Annotated in this window: 11 protein-coding genes; all 11 read left to right on the top strand. The window is 50.9% G+C overall.

Translation table 11 applies throughout. The features are described 5' to 3' along the window. Positions 1-103 precede the first annotated feature (103 nt). Positions 104-1,294 (top strand): FecR domain-containing protein, encoded by a 1,191-nt coding sequence (locus tag H144_RS0129905; RefSeq protein ID WP_019945817.1) that lies wholly within the window; start codon positions 104-106, stop codon positions 1,292-1,294. A gap of 248 nt (positions 1,295-1,542) precedes the next feature. Beyond that, positions 1,543-4,806: a TonB-dependent receptor gene (locus H144_RS0129900; RefSeq protein WP_019945816.1), complete on the top strand. Its 3,264-nt coding sequence runs from the start codon at positions 1,543-1,545 to the stop codon at positions 4,804-4,806. A gap of 15 nt (positions 4,807-4,821) precedes the next feature. Beyond that, positions 4,822-6,438 carry a RagB/SusD family nutrient uptake outer membrane protein gene (locus H144_RS0129895; RefSeq protein ID WP_019945815.1) on the top strand — a complete coding sequence of 539 codons (1,617 nt, stop codon included), beginning with the start codon at positions 4,822-4,824 and terminating at the stop codon, positions 6,436-6,438. Between the two features lie 194 nt (positions 6,439-6,632). Beyond that, positions 6,633-8,747 (top strand): alpha-N-acetylglucosaminidase, encoded by a 2,115-nt coding sequence (locus H144_RS0129890; protein ID WP_211220720.1) that lies wholly within the window; start codon positions 6,633-6,635, stop codon positions 8,745-8,747. Then, positions 8,731-9,906, top strand: coding sequence for an acyltransferase family protein (locus tag H144_RS0129885; protein ID WP_019945813.1), 1,176 nt, complete (start codon positions 8,731-8,733; stop codon positions 9,904-9,906). Before H144_RS0129890 ends, H144_RS0129885 begins: the two co-directional genes overlap by 17 nt. A gap of 37 nt (positions 9,907-9,943) precedes the next feature. Next, positions 9,944-12,448 (top strand): glycoside hydrolase family 95 protein, encoded by a 2,505-nt coding sequence (locus tag H144_RS0129880; protein WP_019945812.1) that lies wholly within the window; start codon positions 9,944-9,946, stop codon positions 12,446-12,448. Positions 12,449-13,054: 606 nt separating this feature from the next. Beyond that, complete coding sequence (locus tag H144_RS0129860; protein WP_019945808.1) at positions 13,055-13,723, top strand: response regulator transcription factor; 669 nt, start codon at positions 13,055-13,057, stop codon at positions 13,721-13,723. Positions 13,724-13,734: 11 nt separating this feature from the next. Continuing rightward, complete coding sequence (locus H144_RS0129855) at positions 13,735-15,126, top strand: sensor histidine kinase (RefSeq protein WP_026351109.1); 1,392 nt, start codon at positions 13,735-13,737, stop codon at positions 15,124-15,126. A gap of 84 nt (positions 15,127-15,210) precedes the next feature. After that, a complete protein-coding gene (locus H144_RS0129850; protein WP_019945806.1) occupies positions 15,211-15,651 on the top strand; it encodes a Rieske 2Fe-2S domain-containing protein in 441 nt (146 codons plus the stop codon). A gap of 3 nt (positions 15,652-15,654) precedes the next feature. After that, entirely contained in the window at positions 15,655-16,575 is a 921-nt protein-coding gene (locus H144_RS0129845; RefSeq protein ID WP_019945805.1) for a DUF5777 family beta-barrel protein, read from the top strand. After that, the gene (locus H144_RS0129840) at positions 16,565-17,128 is read left to right on the top strand and encodes a YceI family protein (RefSeq protein ID WP_033403503.1); all 564 of its coding nucleotides are present in this window, start codon (positions 16,565-16,567) and stop codon (positions 17,126-17,128) included. The genes H144_RS0129845 and H144_RS0129840 overlap by 11 nt, the downstream gene beginning before the upstream one ends. Positions 17,129-17,135 lie beyond the last annotated feature (7 nt).

The following is a 17,135-nucleotide window of genomic DNA, read 5'->3' as shown; positions in this document are numbered from 1 at the left end:
TGTCTTTTATTTGGTAGTTGGACATTCAGGCTTTATAATCCTTTGCCATTTATCGAAAAAACCATAAGACCCGAGGGTCATTTAGCGAAAGAAAGGATTATCTATGCATACCGACCGGATACAATATCTGACCAGCAAATTCTTTGCCGGCACATGCAGCCCAGAAGAAAAGCTGGAACTGGCGGAATGGGCCCGGCAGCATCCCGATGATGAGCTGGGCACTGTGCTGGAAAACGAGTGGGGCGCATTTAAGTCGGACATCAGAATGCCTGAACAGATGTCAGACCGCATACTGGGCAACATTTTTGATCAATCCGACAGGGATACGATCGTCAAAGAACCGGCAGAAGACCGTTCGGTTCAGTACCTGTGGCTCAGGATCGCGGCGGCGGCCGTGCTGATCCTTTCACTGGGCATTTACTGGTGGTCGGGAAAAGACCAGCGGCCGATAGCCCAGTTGCCTGTGCCCGCATTGAAGGAAGCTGACCTTCCACCCGGCGGCAACAAGGCCACGCTCACGCTGGGCGACGGTTCGAGTATTGTGCTCGACGGGGCTGAAAACGGCAGCCTGGCCAGCGAGGGAGGTACTAATGTGATCAAATCAAAGAAAGGAGAACTCGTTTACAGCTCGTCAGGGAAAAGTGGTTTGGCTGCTGTCTTCAATACCGTGGCGACGCCAAAGGGCGGGCAATACCACATCGTTTTACCCGACGGATCCAAAGCCTGGCTCAACGCAGTGTCGTCCCTTCGGTTTCCGACAGCCTTTAGGGGAAAAGAACGGAAGGTGGAGATTACGGGTGAAGTGTATTTCGAGGTGGCCCACAATGCCAAGATGCCTTTTATCGTCACCACGGCCCATGCGCAGGTCAGGGTTTTGGGCACGCACTTCAACGTCATGGCCTACCCGGATGAAAATGTACTGAAAACGACACTTTTGGAAGGTTCGGTACAGGTAAGCAACAGTGCCGGCAAATCGGCCATGCTAAGCCCGGGGCAGCAGGCCCGGATCAAATCCTTGTCCGGCCAGATAGGCATTGCAGATAACATTGATATCGAAAAAGAGATGGCCTGGAAAAACGGGTACTTCCAGTTTCAGGATGATAACCTTGAACAGGTCATGCGGCAGATATCCCGCTGGTACGACGTAGAAGTGGTATATGAAGGTATGCCGGGAAAAGAAACTTTCACGGGCCGGTTGCCCCGAAATGCGAATGTCTCAAAGGTCTTTAAAATATTGTCATTGAGCGGCGTAAGATGCCGCATTGAAGGAAAGTCCATTGTCGTAAACCCATAAACCCACCCGAGCGCCTATGAGAAGATAAAGACCATCCATCAGAGTGCAGGTGCTGTCTTCATAAAAAAGCGGGAACGTTGGCGCGCTCCCGCTCGAATGAGCCGGCATTAACTACAATTTCTCCAAAAAGTATTTAATCAACTCAAAACAAAAGTATGAATCGTGACCATCTTATCCAAAAGGGGTCGTGGCTGTCGTATATAGGCGACAGTCACCGCAGGCCTCTTGCCACCCAAACTTTTTTGGTAATGAAACTGATCTTTATTTTCTCGCTGGCTTTTTGTTTTCAGGTGAGCGCTTCCAGCTCGGCGCAGAAAATTACATTGGTTGCCCAGAATGCGCCGCTGACAAAGGTTTTAAAGGAAATCGAACGTCAGAGCGGCTACTCGTTCTGGTACAAGACGCAGTTACTGTCGAATACAAGTAAGGTTTCGGTGTCGATCAAAGGCGCCAACCTGGAAGATGCTCTGACAAAGGTGCTCAGTAACCAGCCGGTCGACTTTTCAATTGTGGATGAAACGGTGGTTTTGCAGGCAAAAAAGGAGCCAAGGATCATCGCGCCTGCCAGGGAAATTCTGGAACTGATCAAAGGCCAGGTTTTGGGTGGCGACGGCAAACCGCTGGTGGGCGTCACGGTCATCGTTAAAGCAACTAAAATGGGCACTACCACCGATGCCGACGGTAACTTTTCGCTAAATGCGACCGACACGGATGTACTGGTATTTTCCTACATCGGTTTTGATACAAAAGAAGTGCTGGTGGGTAAGCAGAGCACCATCTCGGTAAGCCTGGCAGAAAGCAACACAACCCTGAACGAAGTTGCCGTGGTAGGCTACGGCCAGCAGTCGCGCAAAAACCTGACGAGTGCGGTGAGTACGGTCAAAAGAGAGGAGCTGAATAATGGTGCTATTACTGACGTGGGCCAGCTATTACAGGGAAAAGTACCGGGGCTCAATATCACGGCCAGCGGCGACCCCAACAAGCCGGCCGCGGTAGTAATGCGTGGTGCGTCTACCATCAACAGCGCACAGGGACCATTTTATGTGATCGACGGGGTGCCCGGTGCAGATATTGCGACCATCGCGCCGGATGATATTGCTTCCATCGACGTGCTGAAAGATGCGGCCGCAACCGCCATTTATGGCAACCGTGCCGCCAACGGGGTGATCATGGTGACGACCAAAAAAGGAAAAGCGGGCACGATGCAGATTTCGTACAACGGTTATGTGGGTATCGAAAACATTTCGAACAAACTCGACATGATGACGGGCGATCAGCTGAGGGCGTTTCTGGAAAAAAATGGTGTCGGATTTACGCCGGCGGACGACAAAGGTGCCAATACAGACTGGCAGTCATCGATCCAGAAGAAGACAGCGGTTTCTACCAACCACAATCTCTCTTTCAATGGCGGCAGTGAGCACACGACTTATGCCGCAAGTTTGAACTACGTGAAGAAAGACGGTATCCTGCTGAACAGCGACCTGACCCGCGTTATCGGCCGCCTGTCCATTGAACAGCGTGCATTGAGGGATAAGCTGAAATTCGGCTTTTCGGTAACGAACTCCCATAGCAATGCAAACGATATACCTTATCGCAACACCGTATTGCTGCAATCGACTTCTTACCTGCCCGTTTCCCCGATTAAAAACCAGGATGGTTCTTATTTTGAAAATTTTCAGAATACAAACTACTACAATCCGGTGGCGATGATCAACAACAGTGAGATGAACACGAAGGCGAACAATCTTATCGGAAGTTTCAAAACGCAGGTGGAGCTACCTTTCGGACTGACCTACAATCTGGACATTTCTTACCTGAACACCAACACTTTGCAGGGCACGTACTACAACAAGTATTTTACCAACAATTACAACAACATGTACGACAACCCCGATCCGGGTTTGGGCTTCCATTCAGTGCAATCTTTCGGTAAAAACGGGCAGGCTAACAGAAGTTCGTACCAGAACACCAGCAAGATCCTTGAAACCTACCTGACCTGGAACAAGGAGTTTGGCGATCATTCCATCAATGCGGTAGTGGGTTACTCGTGGCAGAATAACAGAGTGGGACAAGGTTTTCAGGTGACAACCAGCAATTTTCCGGTCGATAATGTTACCTACAACAACCTCGCGCTGAGCAATCCCTACGGTACCGCAGGCTACCAGATCGGCTTCGGGCCCGACGGTGTTTACCAGGAAACGCAGCTGATCTCCGATTTTGCGAGATTCAACTACAACTACAAAAGCAAGTACTTGTTGCAAGGCTCGGTCAGAAGAGACGGCAGCTCGGTATTCGGCTCCAACAACCAGTGGGGTTATTTCCCGTCAGTCGGCGCCGCATGGAGGATCAGCCAGGAAAGTTTTATGGAAAGCCAGAACCTGTTCAGCGACCTGAAATTAAGAGCAAGCTATGGGGTCACGGGAAATGCGACTGGCTTCAATGCCTATACGGCACAATTCATCTCCGGAAGCCTCGGAACTTACTATTATAACGGCGCACTGACCGGAGCTTATGGCCCGACGAAATCAGAAAACGCCGATTTAAAATGGGAAAAAACAGCCACTGCAAACGTAGGTCTTGACTTCTCGATTCTTGGAAGCAAAGTCAATGGATCCTTCGAAGTTTACGACAAAAACACAACGGGGATGATCTATTCCTACACGGTAGACCCGATCCTTGTCCCCTCCGGCAGCATTGTGGCGAATGGCGGAAGCGTCAACAACAAGGGTATCGAATTCAATGTAAGCGCGAAAATCGTAGACCGGACCAATTTAAGCTGGACGAGCGGTGTCAACCTGGCGCACAACAAAAACGAGATTACAAGCCTGACCAACCCATTGTTTGCCGGTGGCGACTCGGTGTTGCTGTCGCGCCCCGAAGGCGGCGGCCAGTCGGGAAGGTCTCTTCAGATTTTAAAAGCGGGCAGACCACTGGGACAATTCTTCTCGTTCGAGTATGCCGGAAAAAATGAAGCGGGTGTTTCTCAGTTCTATGCGGCGGACGGCAGCCTGACCACCACGCCGGTTGTAGGTAAAGACTACCATTACCTGGGCAGCGCGCAGCCTAAGCTGATGATGGGCTGGACGAACAACGTGCGGTACAAAAACTTTGATCTCAATGTCTTTATCAGAGGTGTGTTTGGAAACAAAATTTTCAATGCCACCCGTGCCGACCTTTTCAGGCCAAGCACCGCGCAGTATTCCAATATCCTTGTGGATGCAGCCAATGAACCGGCGACTGATTTCAATGCTTACGTTTACTCGTCGCGCTTCCTCGAAAGCGGAAGTTTTGTGAGGTTTGATAATGCTACGCTGGGCTACAATTTCAAGAAGCTGGGGTCATTTGTCAAAAACCTGAGGGTTTATACTTCGGTCAACAATCTGTTTGTCATCACCAAATACAAGGGTGTTGACCCGGAAGTGAACCAGGGCGGGATCGCGCCGGGCGTGGATTACAACAACTTCTATCCGAAGACGCGCACGTTCCTATTTGGTCTGAATATTTCCATTTAACATCGAAGCAGAATCATGAAGATTTCATATATAAAACTACTTTTCTCAACATTGGCGACGGCCAGCCTGCTTTCCTGCCACGACCTGGAGGTGCCTGTCACAACGGCACTGACCACCGACGTTTTCCCGAGCACGGACGAACAATTCATTTCCGCAGCCGGGCCTGTTTATGTGGCGTTGAGAGGGAATTTCGGTGCGGAAGCCTATCAAATCGTGGCATACAGCACGGACGAGGGCATTATGCCTGCCCGCGGAGGTAACTGGTACGACGGCGGACAAAACCAGACCTTGCACCTGCACACCTGGACGGTAGACAACGGTTATGTGAACGGTCACTGGACCTGGTTGTCGACCATTATCGGAGTAGCCAACCAAACGCTCTCCATTCTGGAAGAAAAAATGCCGGAAGGTGCAGCCAAACAGACGAGCCTTGCGGAGATCAAAACCGTACGTGCATTGGCCTATTTCATGATGATGGATGCTTTTGGGAATGTGCCTATCTATACGACCTACGGCGATTTTGCTCCCAAAACCAATTCTCCGAGGACAGAGGTTTTTAATTTTGTCGAAAAGGAGATCCTGGATGCGCTCCCCAACCTGAGCGAAGCATCCGGCGTATCTCAATACGGAAGGGCGAACAAATGGTCTGCTTACGCTTTACTGGCAAAAATGTACCTAAACGCCGAATACTACACAGGCAAAAACCGCTACAATGATTGCATTGCCGCCTGCGATAAGGTTATTGGTTCGGGATTGTATGCATTGGAGCCCAGAAGCAGCTATCTCAATATGTTCTATCCGAACAACGGGCCGCAGATGAAAGAATTTGTGTTCGCAATTCCTTACGATCCAGCGCAAACCAACACTTTCCCATTCAGAAGTGTCAACATCCGCGCGCGGTACGACATACCGAGAAGCATGGTCAAGAAGTTCAGTCTGCCATACACACCTGCTGGGTCCGCCGCCACATTGCCTGAATATTACGCAAATTTCAACGATCCGAACGATATCAGGAATAAGCAATGGCTTACCGGCTTGCAGTATATGAGCGATGGCGTCACACCGCTGACTGTTACGACTACAAACATTGGGTACGACCAGTTTTACAAAGGCAGCGATCCGTCGGGTGCTTACACATACCAGGTTAACCTCACGCCGGACATCGTTTTGCGCCAAAGCGAATCTGCATTTGACGCCGGAAACGACGAGATCGCATGGCACATGGGATACCGCAACATGAAGTTTTACCCGGATGCAAGTTCGCTCAACCGGAACCAGAACAATGATATCCCCGTATTCAGATATTCGGATATCATTTTGATGAAAGCCGAGGCCATACTGCGCGGCGGAAGTCCGACGCTCGGCCATACGGCACTTTCGCTGGTGAATGAGCTGCGGGCTCAGCGTACCACCTCCCCGGCTTTGACGAGTGTAAACCTTGAATTCATCTATGCGGAAAGAGCACGTGAGTTTGCTTCGGAAGGCTGGCACCGGAATGACATGATCCGTTTCGGAAAGTTCGAGGGTAAATGGGGTTACAAAACCGACTCGGACGTGAACAAGCGCATTTTCCCGATCCCGAGAGTTGCCTTGCAGCTGAACCCGGCGCTTGTGCAGAATCCAGGTTATTGATTTCTTAAATCCCGGCACCCGTACGAAACGTACGGGTGCTTTTTCATCATCTCTTTTTCAAAATGAATGACATCCGAACAGGTTGTTTTTCTCTTCGTTTTTTGAAGAGGATCAACCCGCTGTGTGCTATCCTTTGTCTTATTTTTTTAGGACAAACTGTAAAAGCACAAACCATAACAACTTCCGGCAAGGCTTTGATTTCAAGGGTTATCCCCTCACATGCGTCTCATTTTGCCGTGGAGGAACTGACTTCAAAATCGGGCAAAGACGAATTTGAAATTGAAAGCAAAGGCAGCAAAATCGTGCTGCGCGGGTCGAGCGGTGTGGCGGTCGCTTCTGCACTTTATTATTACCTGACAGAATACGCACATTGCCAGATTACCTGGAACGGGACGAATTTATCGCTGCCTGCAAAACTGCCTGCAGTACCCGCCAAAATCATCAAGTCGACGGTCTACAACTATCGTTACAACCTGAACTACTGCACATTCAATTACAGCATGAGCTGGTGGGACTGGGAGCGCTGGCAAAAAGAGATCGACTGGATGGCCATGCACGGAATTAATATGCCTCTGGCGATTACAGGCGAGGAATACACCTGGCTGGAAGTGTATAAAGACATGGGGTTCAGTGAAAACGACCTGAAAGATTTTTTCAGCGGCCCGGCTTATTTCGGCTGGTTCTGGATGGGAAATCTCGACGGCTGGGGCGGCCCGCTGCCACTGAGCTGGATGCAAAGCCACAAAACCTTGCAGCAGCAGATCGTGAAAAGAGAGCGAGAGTTGGGCATGAAACCCGTTTTGCCTGCATTTACTGGTCATGTTCCGGCTGCATTTAAAAAGAAATTTCCCAATGCACAGTTGAAAGCCACCAACTGGACCAATGGATTTGGAGACACGTACATTCTCGATTCGCAGGACCCGCTTTTTGCAGAAATCGGCAAGAAATTCCTGGACAAGCAAACCGAGCTTTACGGCACGGACCATTTGTATTCGGCCGACACATTTAACGAAAACGAACCGCCGACCGACGATCCGGAGTATCTGTCAAAGCTGAGCGAAAGGATTTACGACGGGATGAGACAGGCTGATCCGGATGCGGTTTGGGTGATGCAGGGTTGGCTGTTTTACAGCGACCGGAAGTTCTGGAAAGCCCCGCAGATCGAAGCACTTTTGAAAGCCGTTCCCGACGATAAAATGATCCTGCTCGACCTGGCGGCTGAAATCGAGCCGGTGTGGAAACGGACAGGTGCATTTTACGGTAAACCATGGATCTGGAACATGCTTAATAATTTCGGGGGCAATGTCAATTTGTTCGGCAGGATGGACGGGGTGGCGGCAGGACCTGCCCAAGCCTGGAACGATCCCGGCAAAAAACGATTGGAAGGGATCGGGCTGACCATGGAAGCCATCGAACAAAACCCGGTGATTTACGAGCTGATGATGGATCATACCTGGCGCACAACACCCATCGACCTTGATCAATGGCTGGCTGCATATGCCCGCAACCGGTACGGCATCAGCAGCCCGGAGCTTAACAAAGCCTGGCAAATCCTGCGGCAGACGGTTTACAATGGAAAAGAAATCCGCGACGGCGCCGAGTCAATCGTGACGGGCAGACCGACCCTGGACTCTACCACGATCTGGACACGCACAAAGCTGAACTATGCGCCGGAGGAGCTGCTGCCCGCCTGGGACCTGTTCATTTCTTCGGCCAAAAAGGGCGTCAAAACAGACGGCTTCCGCTACGACCTCGTCGATATTACCCGGCAGGTGCTGGCCAATTATGCCCTGGTATTTCAAAAGAAATGGGTTACCGCATACAAGTCCGGGGATCGCGCTGCATTTCTCAGCCACAGCAAAGCATTTATACAATTAATGACAGACATGGATATGCTGCTGGCTACCCGGAAAGATTTCATGCTGGGGCCGTGGATCGCCGACGCAAGGAAATGGGGCACGACTGAGCAGGAAAAGGCCCTTTACGAACAAAATGCCCGGGACCTGATCACTTTATGGGGCGATGCCGACAGTCCGCTGCACGAATATTCGAACCGGCAATGGAGCGGACTGCTCAGCGATTTTTACAAAGTGCGCTGGCAGAAGTTCTTTACCATGCTCAGCACCAGCCTGACCAACCGCACGGAAGCTGATTTCAAAACATTTGAAAAAGACATTTCACGCTGGGAGTGGCAGTGGGTCAACGAGCAAAAAGCATTTTCTACCACTCCGACAGGCAACAGCATGGAGGCAGCCCTGAAACTTCATCAAAAATATGCGCAGCAAATCCGTAATGACTACAAAAAATAACCGCCTGTCGGCGATGGACCTGCACGTCAGTAAGTCGCCGCGGCTTGTCTCCCTGGATGCCCTGCGTGGTTTTGACATGTTCTGGATCATCGGCGGCGAGCATCTGATTCATGCACTCGCCGAACTAACAGGCTGGCCGGTCATGGTGTGGCTCTCAGCCCAGATGCACCACACAGTCTGGAACGGCTGCACTTTTTATGACATGATCTTCCCGCTGTTTCTATTCATTTCCGGGGTGTCCCTGCCCTACTCGCTCAGCAAAAAAATCGAGCTGTCGAGCGTGGACTATGCTTATCAATTGCCGAAGGTAGTGAAGCGCAAGATTCTGAAAACCAATTTGAGAAGGATGCTGATCCTGGTTTTCCTGGGCATGGTGGTCAATGGTTTGTTCAAATTCAATGCTTATGAAAACACCAGGTTCGCCAGTGTGCTGGGCAGAATTGGGATCGCGTGGTTTTTCGCCGGACTAATCCACCTGCATTTCAGTCTGAGGAACCAGCTTGTATGGTTCGTTGTGATCCTGATCGGTTATTGGCTGGCGATGACATTGATCCCTGTGCCTGGCTTTGGAGCCGGTAATCTGACGATGGAGGGTTCTCTTGAATCGTACACCGACAGACTGCTGCTGCCCGGCCGGCTGCATAGCAAGGTCCATGATCCGGAAGGTATCCTGTCCACGATTCCCGCTGTGGCGACGGGCCTGCTGGGCATTTTTACGGGTGTGTTTGTACGATCAAAGACCTTCGAACCACAGAAAAGCGTCTATTTTATGCTGATCGCAGCTTTGGCGCTTATAGTGGCGGGGTTGGTGTGGGATGGATTTTTCCCGATTAACAAACGCCTCTGGACCAGCTCCTTTGTGTTGTTTGTCGGCGGATGGAGCCTGGCTTTTTTTGCCATTTTCTACCTCATCATTGACGTGACAGGCTGGAAACGATGGACATTCCCTTTTCTCCTGATCGGCACAAATTCAATCCTGATCTACCTGGCTGTGGAAGGTATGATAGGTTTTGACCATACCGCCCAGTTCCTTTTCGGCGGGCTGGTCCGCCTTGCGCCGGATCGTTTTGAAGAATTGCTTAAAATAATGTCCATTATTTTGGTCGAGTTATCCGCTCTCTATTTTCTTTACAAAAACAAGATTTTTCTCAAAGTTTAGGAATTAGTGACTTCCCTATTCCAAACCAAACCTTTTCATGAAAATACTGCACAAGTCATTTTACAGCGGATTATTTGTTTGCCTCAGTGTTTGCGCCACGGCTCAGGGCCAGTCAGATTTGAAACTTTGGTATAAAAAACCGGCCACTCAATGGGTGGAAGCCCTGCCGGTGGGCAACGGACATATCGGAGCGATGGTCTTCGGCGGTGTAGAGCAGGAACTTTTGCAGCTCAATGAGAGCTCACTCTGGTCCGGCGGGCCGGTTAAGACCCATGTCAATCCCGAATCGCACACATACCTTCCGCAAGTGCGGGAAGCGCTGCTTCAGGAGCGGGATTATCAAAAAGCAAATCAGCTGCTCAAGAAAATGCAGGGGCTTTACACCCAGTCCTACATGCCGCTTGGGGATGTGAAAATTGTCCAGGATCTGAAAGGGCAAAAAGCAAGCGCATACTACCGGGACCTTGATATTGCAAACTCCATCGCAACGACCATCTTTACTGCCGGGGGGGTTGGTTTTAAAAGGGAAGTCTTTGTTTCCGCACCCGATAACATTCTGGTGATGCGCGTCACATCCTCGAAGGCAAAACAGCTCGACCTCACCATTTCTGCCAGCAGCCAGCTGCATTTCAGTTCCAATGCGGCGCCCTCCGGCCAGCTTGTGATCAGTGGTAAAGCACCTGCCCATGTTGACCCTAATTATTACAATGTTCCCGGACGAAACCCCATCATTTATAAAGATCCGAATGGCTGTGATGGAATGCGGTACCAGTTCAGGATCAAAGCAGTGAGTAAAGAAGGCAAGGTTTCCACGGACAGCACGGGCATTCATGTAAAAGGTGCTACCGAGGTATTGATCTATTTGTCAGCCGCAACCAGTTTCAATGGCTTTGACAAATGCCCGGACAAAGAGGGCAAAGATGAGAAAGCATTGGCGCAGGGCTTTCTGGGGCGCGCATTGTCCAAATCTTACCCGACTTTGAAAACACGGCATTTGCAGGATTTTCACCAATATTTCAACCGCGTCAGTTTGCAGCTGACCGACACTACGGGCGTCTCCAATGTCAATGCCAAACTTCCCTCCGACGAGCGCCTGATTGCGCATTCCAAAGGCAGCTACGACCCCGGTTTGGAAAAACTTTACTTTCAATATGGCCGGTACCTGCTGATCAGCTCTTCCCGGCCCGCGCTGCCTGGCGTGCCCGGCGGTCCGCCTGCCAATTTGCAGGGTATCTGGAATAAAGAACTCAGGGCGCCGTGGAGCTCAAATTATACGATCAACATAAACACCCAGATGAACTACTGGCCCGCCGAGGTGACCAACTTATCCGAACTGCATCAGCCCTTGCTTTCCTGGATCAAAGACCTTTCGGAGACCGGAAAAGTCACAGCGAAGGAATTTTATGGCGCAAATGGCTGGGTAGCGCATCACAATGCAGACATCTGGGGACAATCCAATCCGGTGGGTGATGTTGGGAATGGAGATCCCGTTTGGGCCAATTGGTACATGGGGGGCAACTGGCTTTGCCAGCATTTGTGGGAGCATTTCCGTTTTACAGGCGATATTGATTTCTTGAAAAATGAGGCATACCCGATCATGAAGCAGGCCGCGTTGTTTTCCCTCGACTGGCTGGTGGAAGACAAAAAAGGTTACCTAGTGACGGCCCCGTCCACCTCGCCCGAAAACAAGTTTAAGGACCCTAAGGGTGGTGAGGCGGCTGTTTCCGTCGCGACAACGATGGACATTTCGATTATTGACGATCTGTTTTCAAATCTGATTGAAGCCGCGGAGGTTCTGGGTAATGATCAGTCATTTAAAGAAACCCTTATCGCTAAACGCGCGAAGCTTTATCCGCTGAAAATCGACAGACGCGGAAGATTGCAGGAGTGGTATGAGGACTTTGAAGAAACCGACAGTCTGCACCGGCATGTTTCCCATTTATTTGCACTTCACCCCGGGCACCGCATTTCGCAGGACATGCCCGAATTTTTTCAGGCGGCAAAGCGCACGCTCGAAGTTCGCGGGGACGCTGGTACGGGTTGGAGCAAAAGCTGGAAGATCAATTTCTGGGCAAGGCTGCTCGACGGCGATCACGCGTATACGTTGATCCGGCAATTGATGCGCTACACCAATGAGGGCATTGACTTCCCCCGCAGCGGAGGTACCTACCCCAACTTCTTTGACGCCCATCCTCCTTTTCAGATCGACGGAAACTTTGCCGGGACGGCGGGCATGGCGGAAATGTTGATACAGAGCCAATTGAAGGAAATATTCCTGCTGCCCGCATTGCCGGCAGCCTGGCGGGACGGACAGGTAAAAGGTTTGCGCGCGCGCCCGGGATTCGAAGTGGATATGACCTGGAAAAATGGCAGGCTTGTCAGCTCGGGGATCCAATCACTCAATGGCGGCTTGTGCGTGCTCAAAACCCTGCACCCAATTGTGGTACATGGAGCCAAGGCTGAGATGACAAAAACCGACTCGGGATACATCAGTCGCTTCCAAACCGAGAAAGGGAAGCTGTATAAGGTTGTTGGGCAGTAATCCATCTTACCTGGATAGGATCCGTAGCTTAGCAACATGTTTTTGAAATCTTCGGACGGAATTCCAGATCGGACCGCCGAAGCGGCAGCATTCGACAACTGGATTTAATAAATCTACTGCGCCGCCTTAACCATTTTCACTAGTTACAGGAGTCCTTCTGCGAAATGATAACGGTAGCCAGCGGTCCGCAGCCGCGGTTCATCGCTAACCAAGTGCGTAATTTTTTGAAAAATTCGGAAGTCAGACTCAACCTTTAGCCTATCTCAAACAGCCTCAGGACTTTTTGCTTAGCCTGCTCCTGTTTGGGAATGGCAAGGTGCAGTAAGCCATTTTCATATTTTGCAGTGAGCATACTTCAAAGCCCATCGCCTCGGCGACGAAATGGCTTTCGGCCTGCCGGTTTTCACCGCCTACCGGAAAGGCAGCAGCAGGGCCAGCCTGGAAATCCGTCAGATGATCAGAAAAATTCTGGATTAGAGCCTAGGATCTAAGAAACTGCCCAGGAGGCTTTCGAGATTTAAGCATATCTTAAGAGTCTGCGGTACAATTATCTCACAGCTTCTTACTTACTTCGTATGTCCTGATTGTAGTATTACCACCAAGCGTATGCGAATCCTGATTATCGAAGACGAGACCGGCATTTTAAACTTCCTTCGGCAGGGGCTTGAAGAAGAATCCTATTCGGTCGATACTGCCGCGAATGGCCTGGACGGCCTGGAAATGGCGCTCGCGGAAGCATATGATGTGGTGCTGCTCGACTGGATGTTGCCGGGAAAAAGCGGGGTCGAGGTCTGCCGGGAAATCAGAAAGGCAGGCATCAAAACACCCATTATATTTCTGACCGCCCGCGATACGGTGCAGGACACGGTTTTCGGCTTGCAGGTCGGCGCGAATGACTACATCAAAAAGCCATTCAGCTTTGAAGAACTTTTGGAGCGGATCAAGGTGCAATTGCGGCCGCATTCCGGTGAACAGATCGAATTTAGGCTGGGTCCCATTATCGTCGATACCCAATCCCACCAGGTTTTCAGGGATTCGCAGGAAATCAAGCTGACGCAGAAAGAGTTTGGCCTGCTGGAATTTCTGCTTCGCAACAAAGGCAAGGTATGCCGCCGTACACGCATCATCGAAAGCGTTTGGGATATTCATTTCGAATATAATACCGGTGTGATCGACGTTTATATCAATTCGCTGCGCAAAAAGCTGGGGCTCACCAAAGAAGAAGACTACATCCAGACAATCCGGGGCGTGGGTTACATTGCAAAGGAAATATGAACAACACCGGCATGAGATCCTCCTACCGAAACCGGATCGCGCTTAACTTTACCCTCGGCACGGGCCTACTGGTGGCTCTGGTTTTTCTACTGATCTATTACATCGTCAGTGCCACGGTCTTCAACCGTCTGGAAAAAGACCTGGGGTATGAGTTGGAAAAGCATTTCTACGAAGTGGGTGTCCAGCGCGGAGAACCCTATTTTGCCGACAAAGCGGAATGGCTGGAACGTGAGCACAGCGAACTGGAAATCAATCCGGTGTTTGTCGTGCTGGCAAACCTTTCGGGAAACGTGATCGATAAATCGCCTAACCTGAAAAATGATTCGCTGAAACTCCATTTTTCCACTGCCGATCACGCAGTATTCAAAACCACTCTACGGGGACTGACGTTAGCGCAAGTGCAACTGACGATTAAGGAAAATAACCGACCAGCAGGCTACATTCTTGTAGCAATGCCCATCGACGAGTCGGAAAGGGTACTATTCAATCTCAAAGTCGTGCTTTTAGCCGCCTTCCCGGCGGTGCTGGCGATCCTGTTCGTTTTCACCCGGTACATCGCCGGCAGGAGCATACAACCGGTGCTGACGGTGATAGAAACGGCCAGCAAAATATCCAACGACAATATGGGTAGCCGCATTCCGGTACCGGTTGTGCGCGATGAACTGCATTTGCTGGTCACTACCCTGAACGAGTTGATGACCCGAGTCGAGCATGCGATTGAGCGGGAAAAACGGTTCACGGCCGATGCCTCACACGAGCTCCGTACGCCGCTGGCGGTAATAAAAGGCACCCTGGAAGTACTGGTACGAAAGCCGAGATCGGCGGATGAATACATCTCCAAAATCTCGTTTTGCATCGCAGAAATGGACCGTATCAACCACCTGGTTGATCAATTGCTGCTGCTAACCCGGTTCGAAAGCCAGCAAAAGGCCATGGATATGGGCGCCGTGGACCTTTCCGAACTCACTGGCAACGTTCTGGCGCGTCACCAGCAGCAGATCGTGGAAAAGAAACTTTCCGTGGATCTGGAAACGGATGGATCGCACCTCGTATATAGTGATCCGTACATGACAGACATCATACTTGACAACATTATTTCCAATGCGGTAAAATATTCGACCGGCCCGGCCGGCATTATCATCAGGATTACCACTTCCGGCGAAACGACACAGTATTCAGTTACCGACCAGGGTATCGGCATCGACCCAAACGACATCACCCGCATACGCGATGCCTTCTACCGGTCTGCGCCTCTGTCCCATCCCGAGGTAAAGGGAAGCGGCCTCGGCCTCTCGATCGTAAGCCGCATGTGCGAAATGCTTGGCGTGGATTTCAGCATCCATAGCCAGCTCGGCAAAGGCACCCAGGTAACGCTCTCATTTGCAATCTTAAGCCAATCTTAAGAAACCCTTGAGAATCCCTTAAGAAAGGCGGGGATACCTTTGATTCAAACAGAAAACAATCAGAGTTAATCCTGCTAATCATCTATGAACTCCACCGGACACGCTGAGAACCTGAGCCGCCATGCCTTCCTGCGCAAGCTGGGCTTTGGCGGAGCTGCACTTTCCGCAATTTATTTGGGCAGTCATCTGCAATCATGCACCAACGACCGGGTCAATCCCGCACCCACCAATATGACCCTCGATTTGAACGACCCTGCTTACGCAGCCCTGAAATCCAATGGCGGATACGTCGTAAAGGATGGTGTCGTCATCGCCCGAAGCAATACCGGCTCCTACATTGCGGCCACCCGAACATGCAGCCATGAAGGCCGGAATGAGGTAATCTACCAAAACGACCATTTCTATTGCACAGCACACGGCGCCAAATACGACAATACCGGCAAAGGCCTCAATAGCGAAGGCAATAAGGGTATAGCCGTTTACACGACCTCCCTTACCGGCCAAATCCTTACCATAACTGCCTAAGCCATGCGCAAAACGACATCTGCCCTCATTTTCAGCTTGATCACATCCGTAGCTGTGGCTCAGACCGATCTGATGAAAGAATTGGAGCAAGCCGACGATTCCACTGTACACTACGCGGCAGCAACTTTCAAAGGCACCCGCATTATCAATGGGCATTCGGTCGAAACGGTTGGAAAGAACAACATGGACTTTATTATTTCGCACCGGTTCGGGGCGATCAATTCCGGGGCCGGCAACTTTTTCGGCCTGGACGAGTCCCAGATCCGTCTCGCGCTGGAATATGGTCTTACCGACCGGCTAATGGTAGGTCTCGGTCGCAGCAGCTATCAAAAAACGATCGACGTTTTTGTAAAATACCGCCTGCTTCGCCAGTCGAGCGGCTTGCGCAACATGCCCGTGTCGGTGACGCTTTTCGCCAGCGATGCGCACAATTCGAGTACCTCCACACCCGACCTTCCGTTTTACACCATCACCCAGCGCCAGACCTATACATTCCAGGCGCTGATCGCCCGGAAATTCAATGAAAAGCTATCCTTGCAACTCACACCCACTGTAATGCACCGCAACCTAGCGGAAAAGCCATTGGATGCGAACAATGTGTATGCGTTGGGCGTGGGCGGACGCTACAAGCTTACCAAGCGTACCTCGTTCAATGCCGAGTACTGGTACACCCCCAAGACCATTGGCGGTACCACACAACGGGATCCGCAATACACCAACACCCTCTCCCTGGGCTTCGACATCGAGACCGGCGGACACGTGTTCCAGCTTCACCTGACCAACTCGCGCGGCATGATCGAGAAGCAATTCCTGGGCCAGACAACCGGCAAATGGAGCAACGGGGACATCTTCTATGGTTTCAATGTCGCCAGGACGTTCAGTTTCGATAAGAGCAAAAAACGCAGCAACAGTAATGGATACTAAGCTTTTCAGATTGGCATTTCTGCTAATGGCCAGTCAGTTGCTCGCCATCTGCGCCAGCGCACAGATTTACATGACCAAAACGGGGCAAACCAGCTTTTTCTCGGAAACACCCCTGGAAAACATCTCGGCTGTGAACCAGCAGGTGGCCGTGCTGCTCAGCAGCGCCAGCGGAGAAATCGCAGTTCGGATGCAACACACCGCATTTAGATTTCCAAACAAGCTCATGCAGGAGCATTACAATGAAAACTATATGGAAACCGCGAAATATCCGGCCGCCAGCTTTACAGGCAAGTTCAGCGAGCATATCGATTACGGCAAGGACGGCACTTATCCCGTAAGCGCGGAAGGCGTTCTGGATATCCACGGCGTTAAGCAGAAACGGGTACTGAAAGGTCAGCTGCAAATAGACCACGGACAATGCATACTGACTTGCGAATTCGACGTAAGGCTCTCCGATCACAACATTCAGGTCCCTACCCTGGTGATCGCCAAAATCGCCGAGTCCATTTCAATCAAAAACAAGTTCGTTCTCACGCCGAAGAAAAACTCCTAGGTATTCG

It is taken from the genome of Dyadobacter beijingensis DSM 21582 (assembly GCF_000382205.1).
Taxonomy (GTDB): Bacteria; Bacteroidota; Bacteroidia; order Cytophagales; family Spirosomataceae; genus Dyadobacter; species Dyadobacter beijingensis.
Note: the sequence above shows the minus strand (reverse complement) of the source record. Positions and strands in the feature narration are given on the sequence as shown.

What these genes read in the sequence shown, in the direction of transcription:
- H144_RS0129900 (WP_019945816.1), top strand. Translation starts at nt 1,543, where the DNA reads ATGAAACTGATCTTTATTTTCTCGCTGGCTTTTTGTTTTCAGGTGAGC.
- H144_RS0129880 (WP_019945812.1), top strand. Translation starts at nt 9,944, where the DNA reads ATGAAAATACTGCACAAGTCATTTTACAGCGGATTATTTGTTTGCCTC.
- H144_RS0129860 (WP_019945808.1), top strand. Translation starts at nt 13,055, where the DNA reads ATGCGAATCCTGATTATCGAAGACGAGACCGGCATTTTAAACTTCCTT.
- H144_RS0129850 (WP_019945806.1), top strand. Translation starts at nt 15,211, where the DNA reads ATGAACTCCACCGGACACGCTGAGAACCTGAGCCGCCATGCCTTCCTG.
- H144_RS0129840 (WP_033403503.1), top strand. Translation starts at nt 16,565, where the DNA reads ATGGATACTAAGCTTTTCAGATTGGCATTTCTGCTAATGGCCAGTCAG.
- H144_RS0129905 (WP_019945817.1), top strand. Translation starts at nt 104, where the DNA reads ATGCATACCGACCGGATACAATATCTGACCAGCAAATTCTTTGCCGGC.
- H144_RS0129895 (WP_019945815.1), top strand. Translation starts at nt 4,822, where the DNA reads ATGAAGATTTCATATATAAAACTACTTTTCTCAACATTGGCGACGGCC.
- H144_RS0129855 (WP_026351109.1), top strand. Translation starts at nt 13,735, where the DNA reads ATGAGATCCTCCTACCGAAACCGGATCGCGCTTAACTTTACCCTCGGC.
- H144_RS0129845 (WP_019945805.1), top strand. Translation starts at nt 15,655, where the DNA reads ATGCGCAAAACGACATCTGCCCTCATTTTCAGCTTGATCACATCCGTA.
- H144_RS0129885 (WP_019945813.1), top strand. Translation starts at nt 8,731, where the DNA reads ATGACTACAAAAAATAACCGCCTGTCGGCGATGGACCTGCACGTCAGT.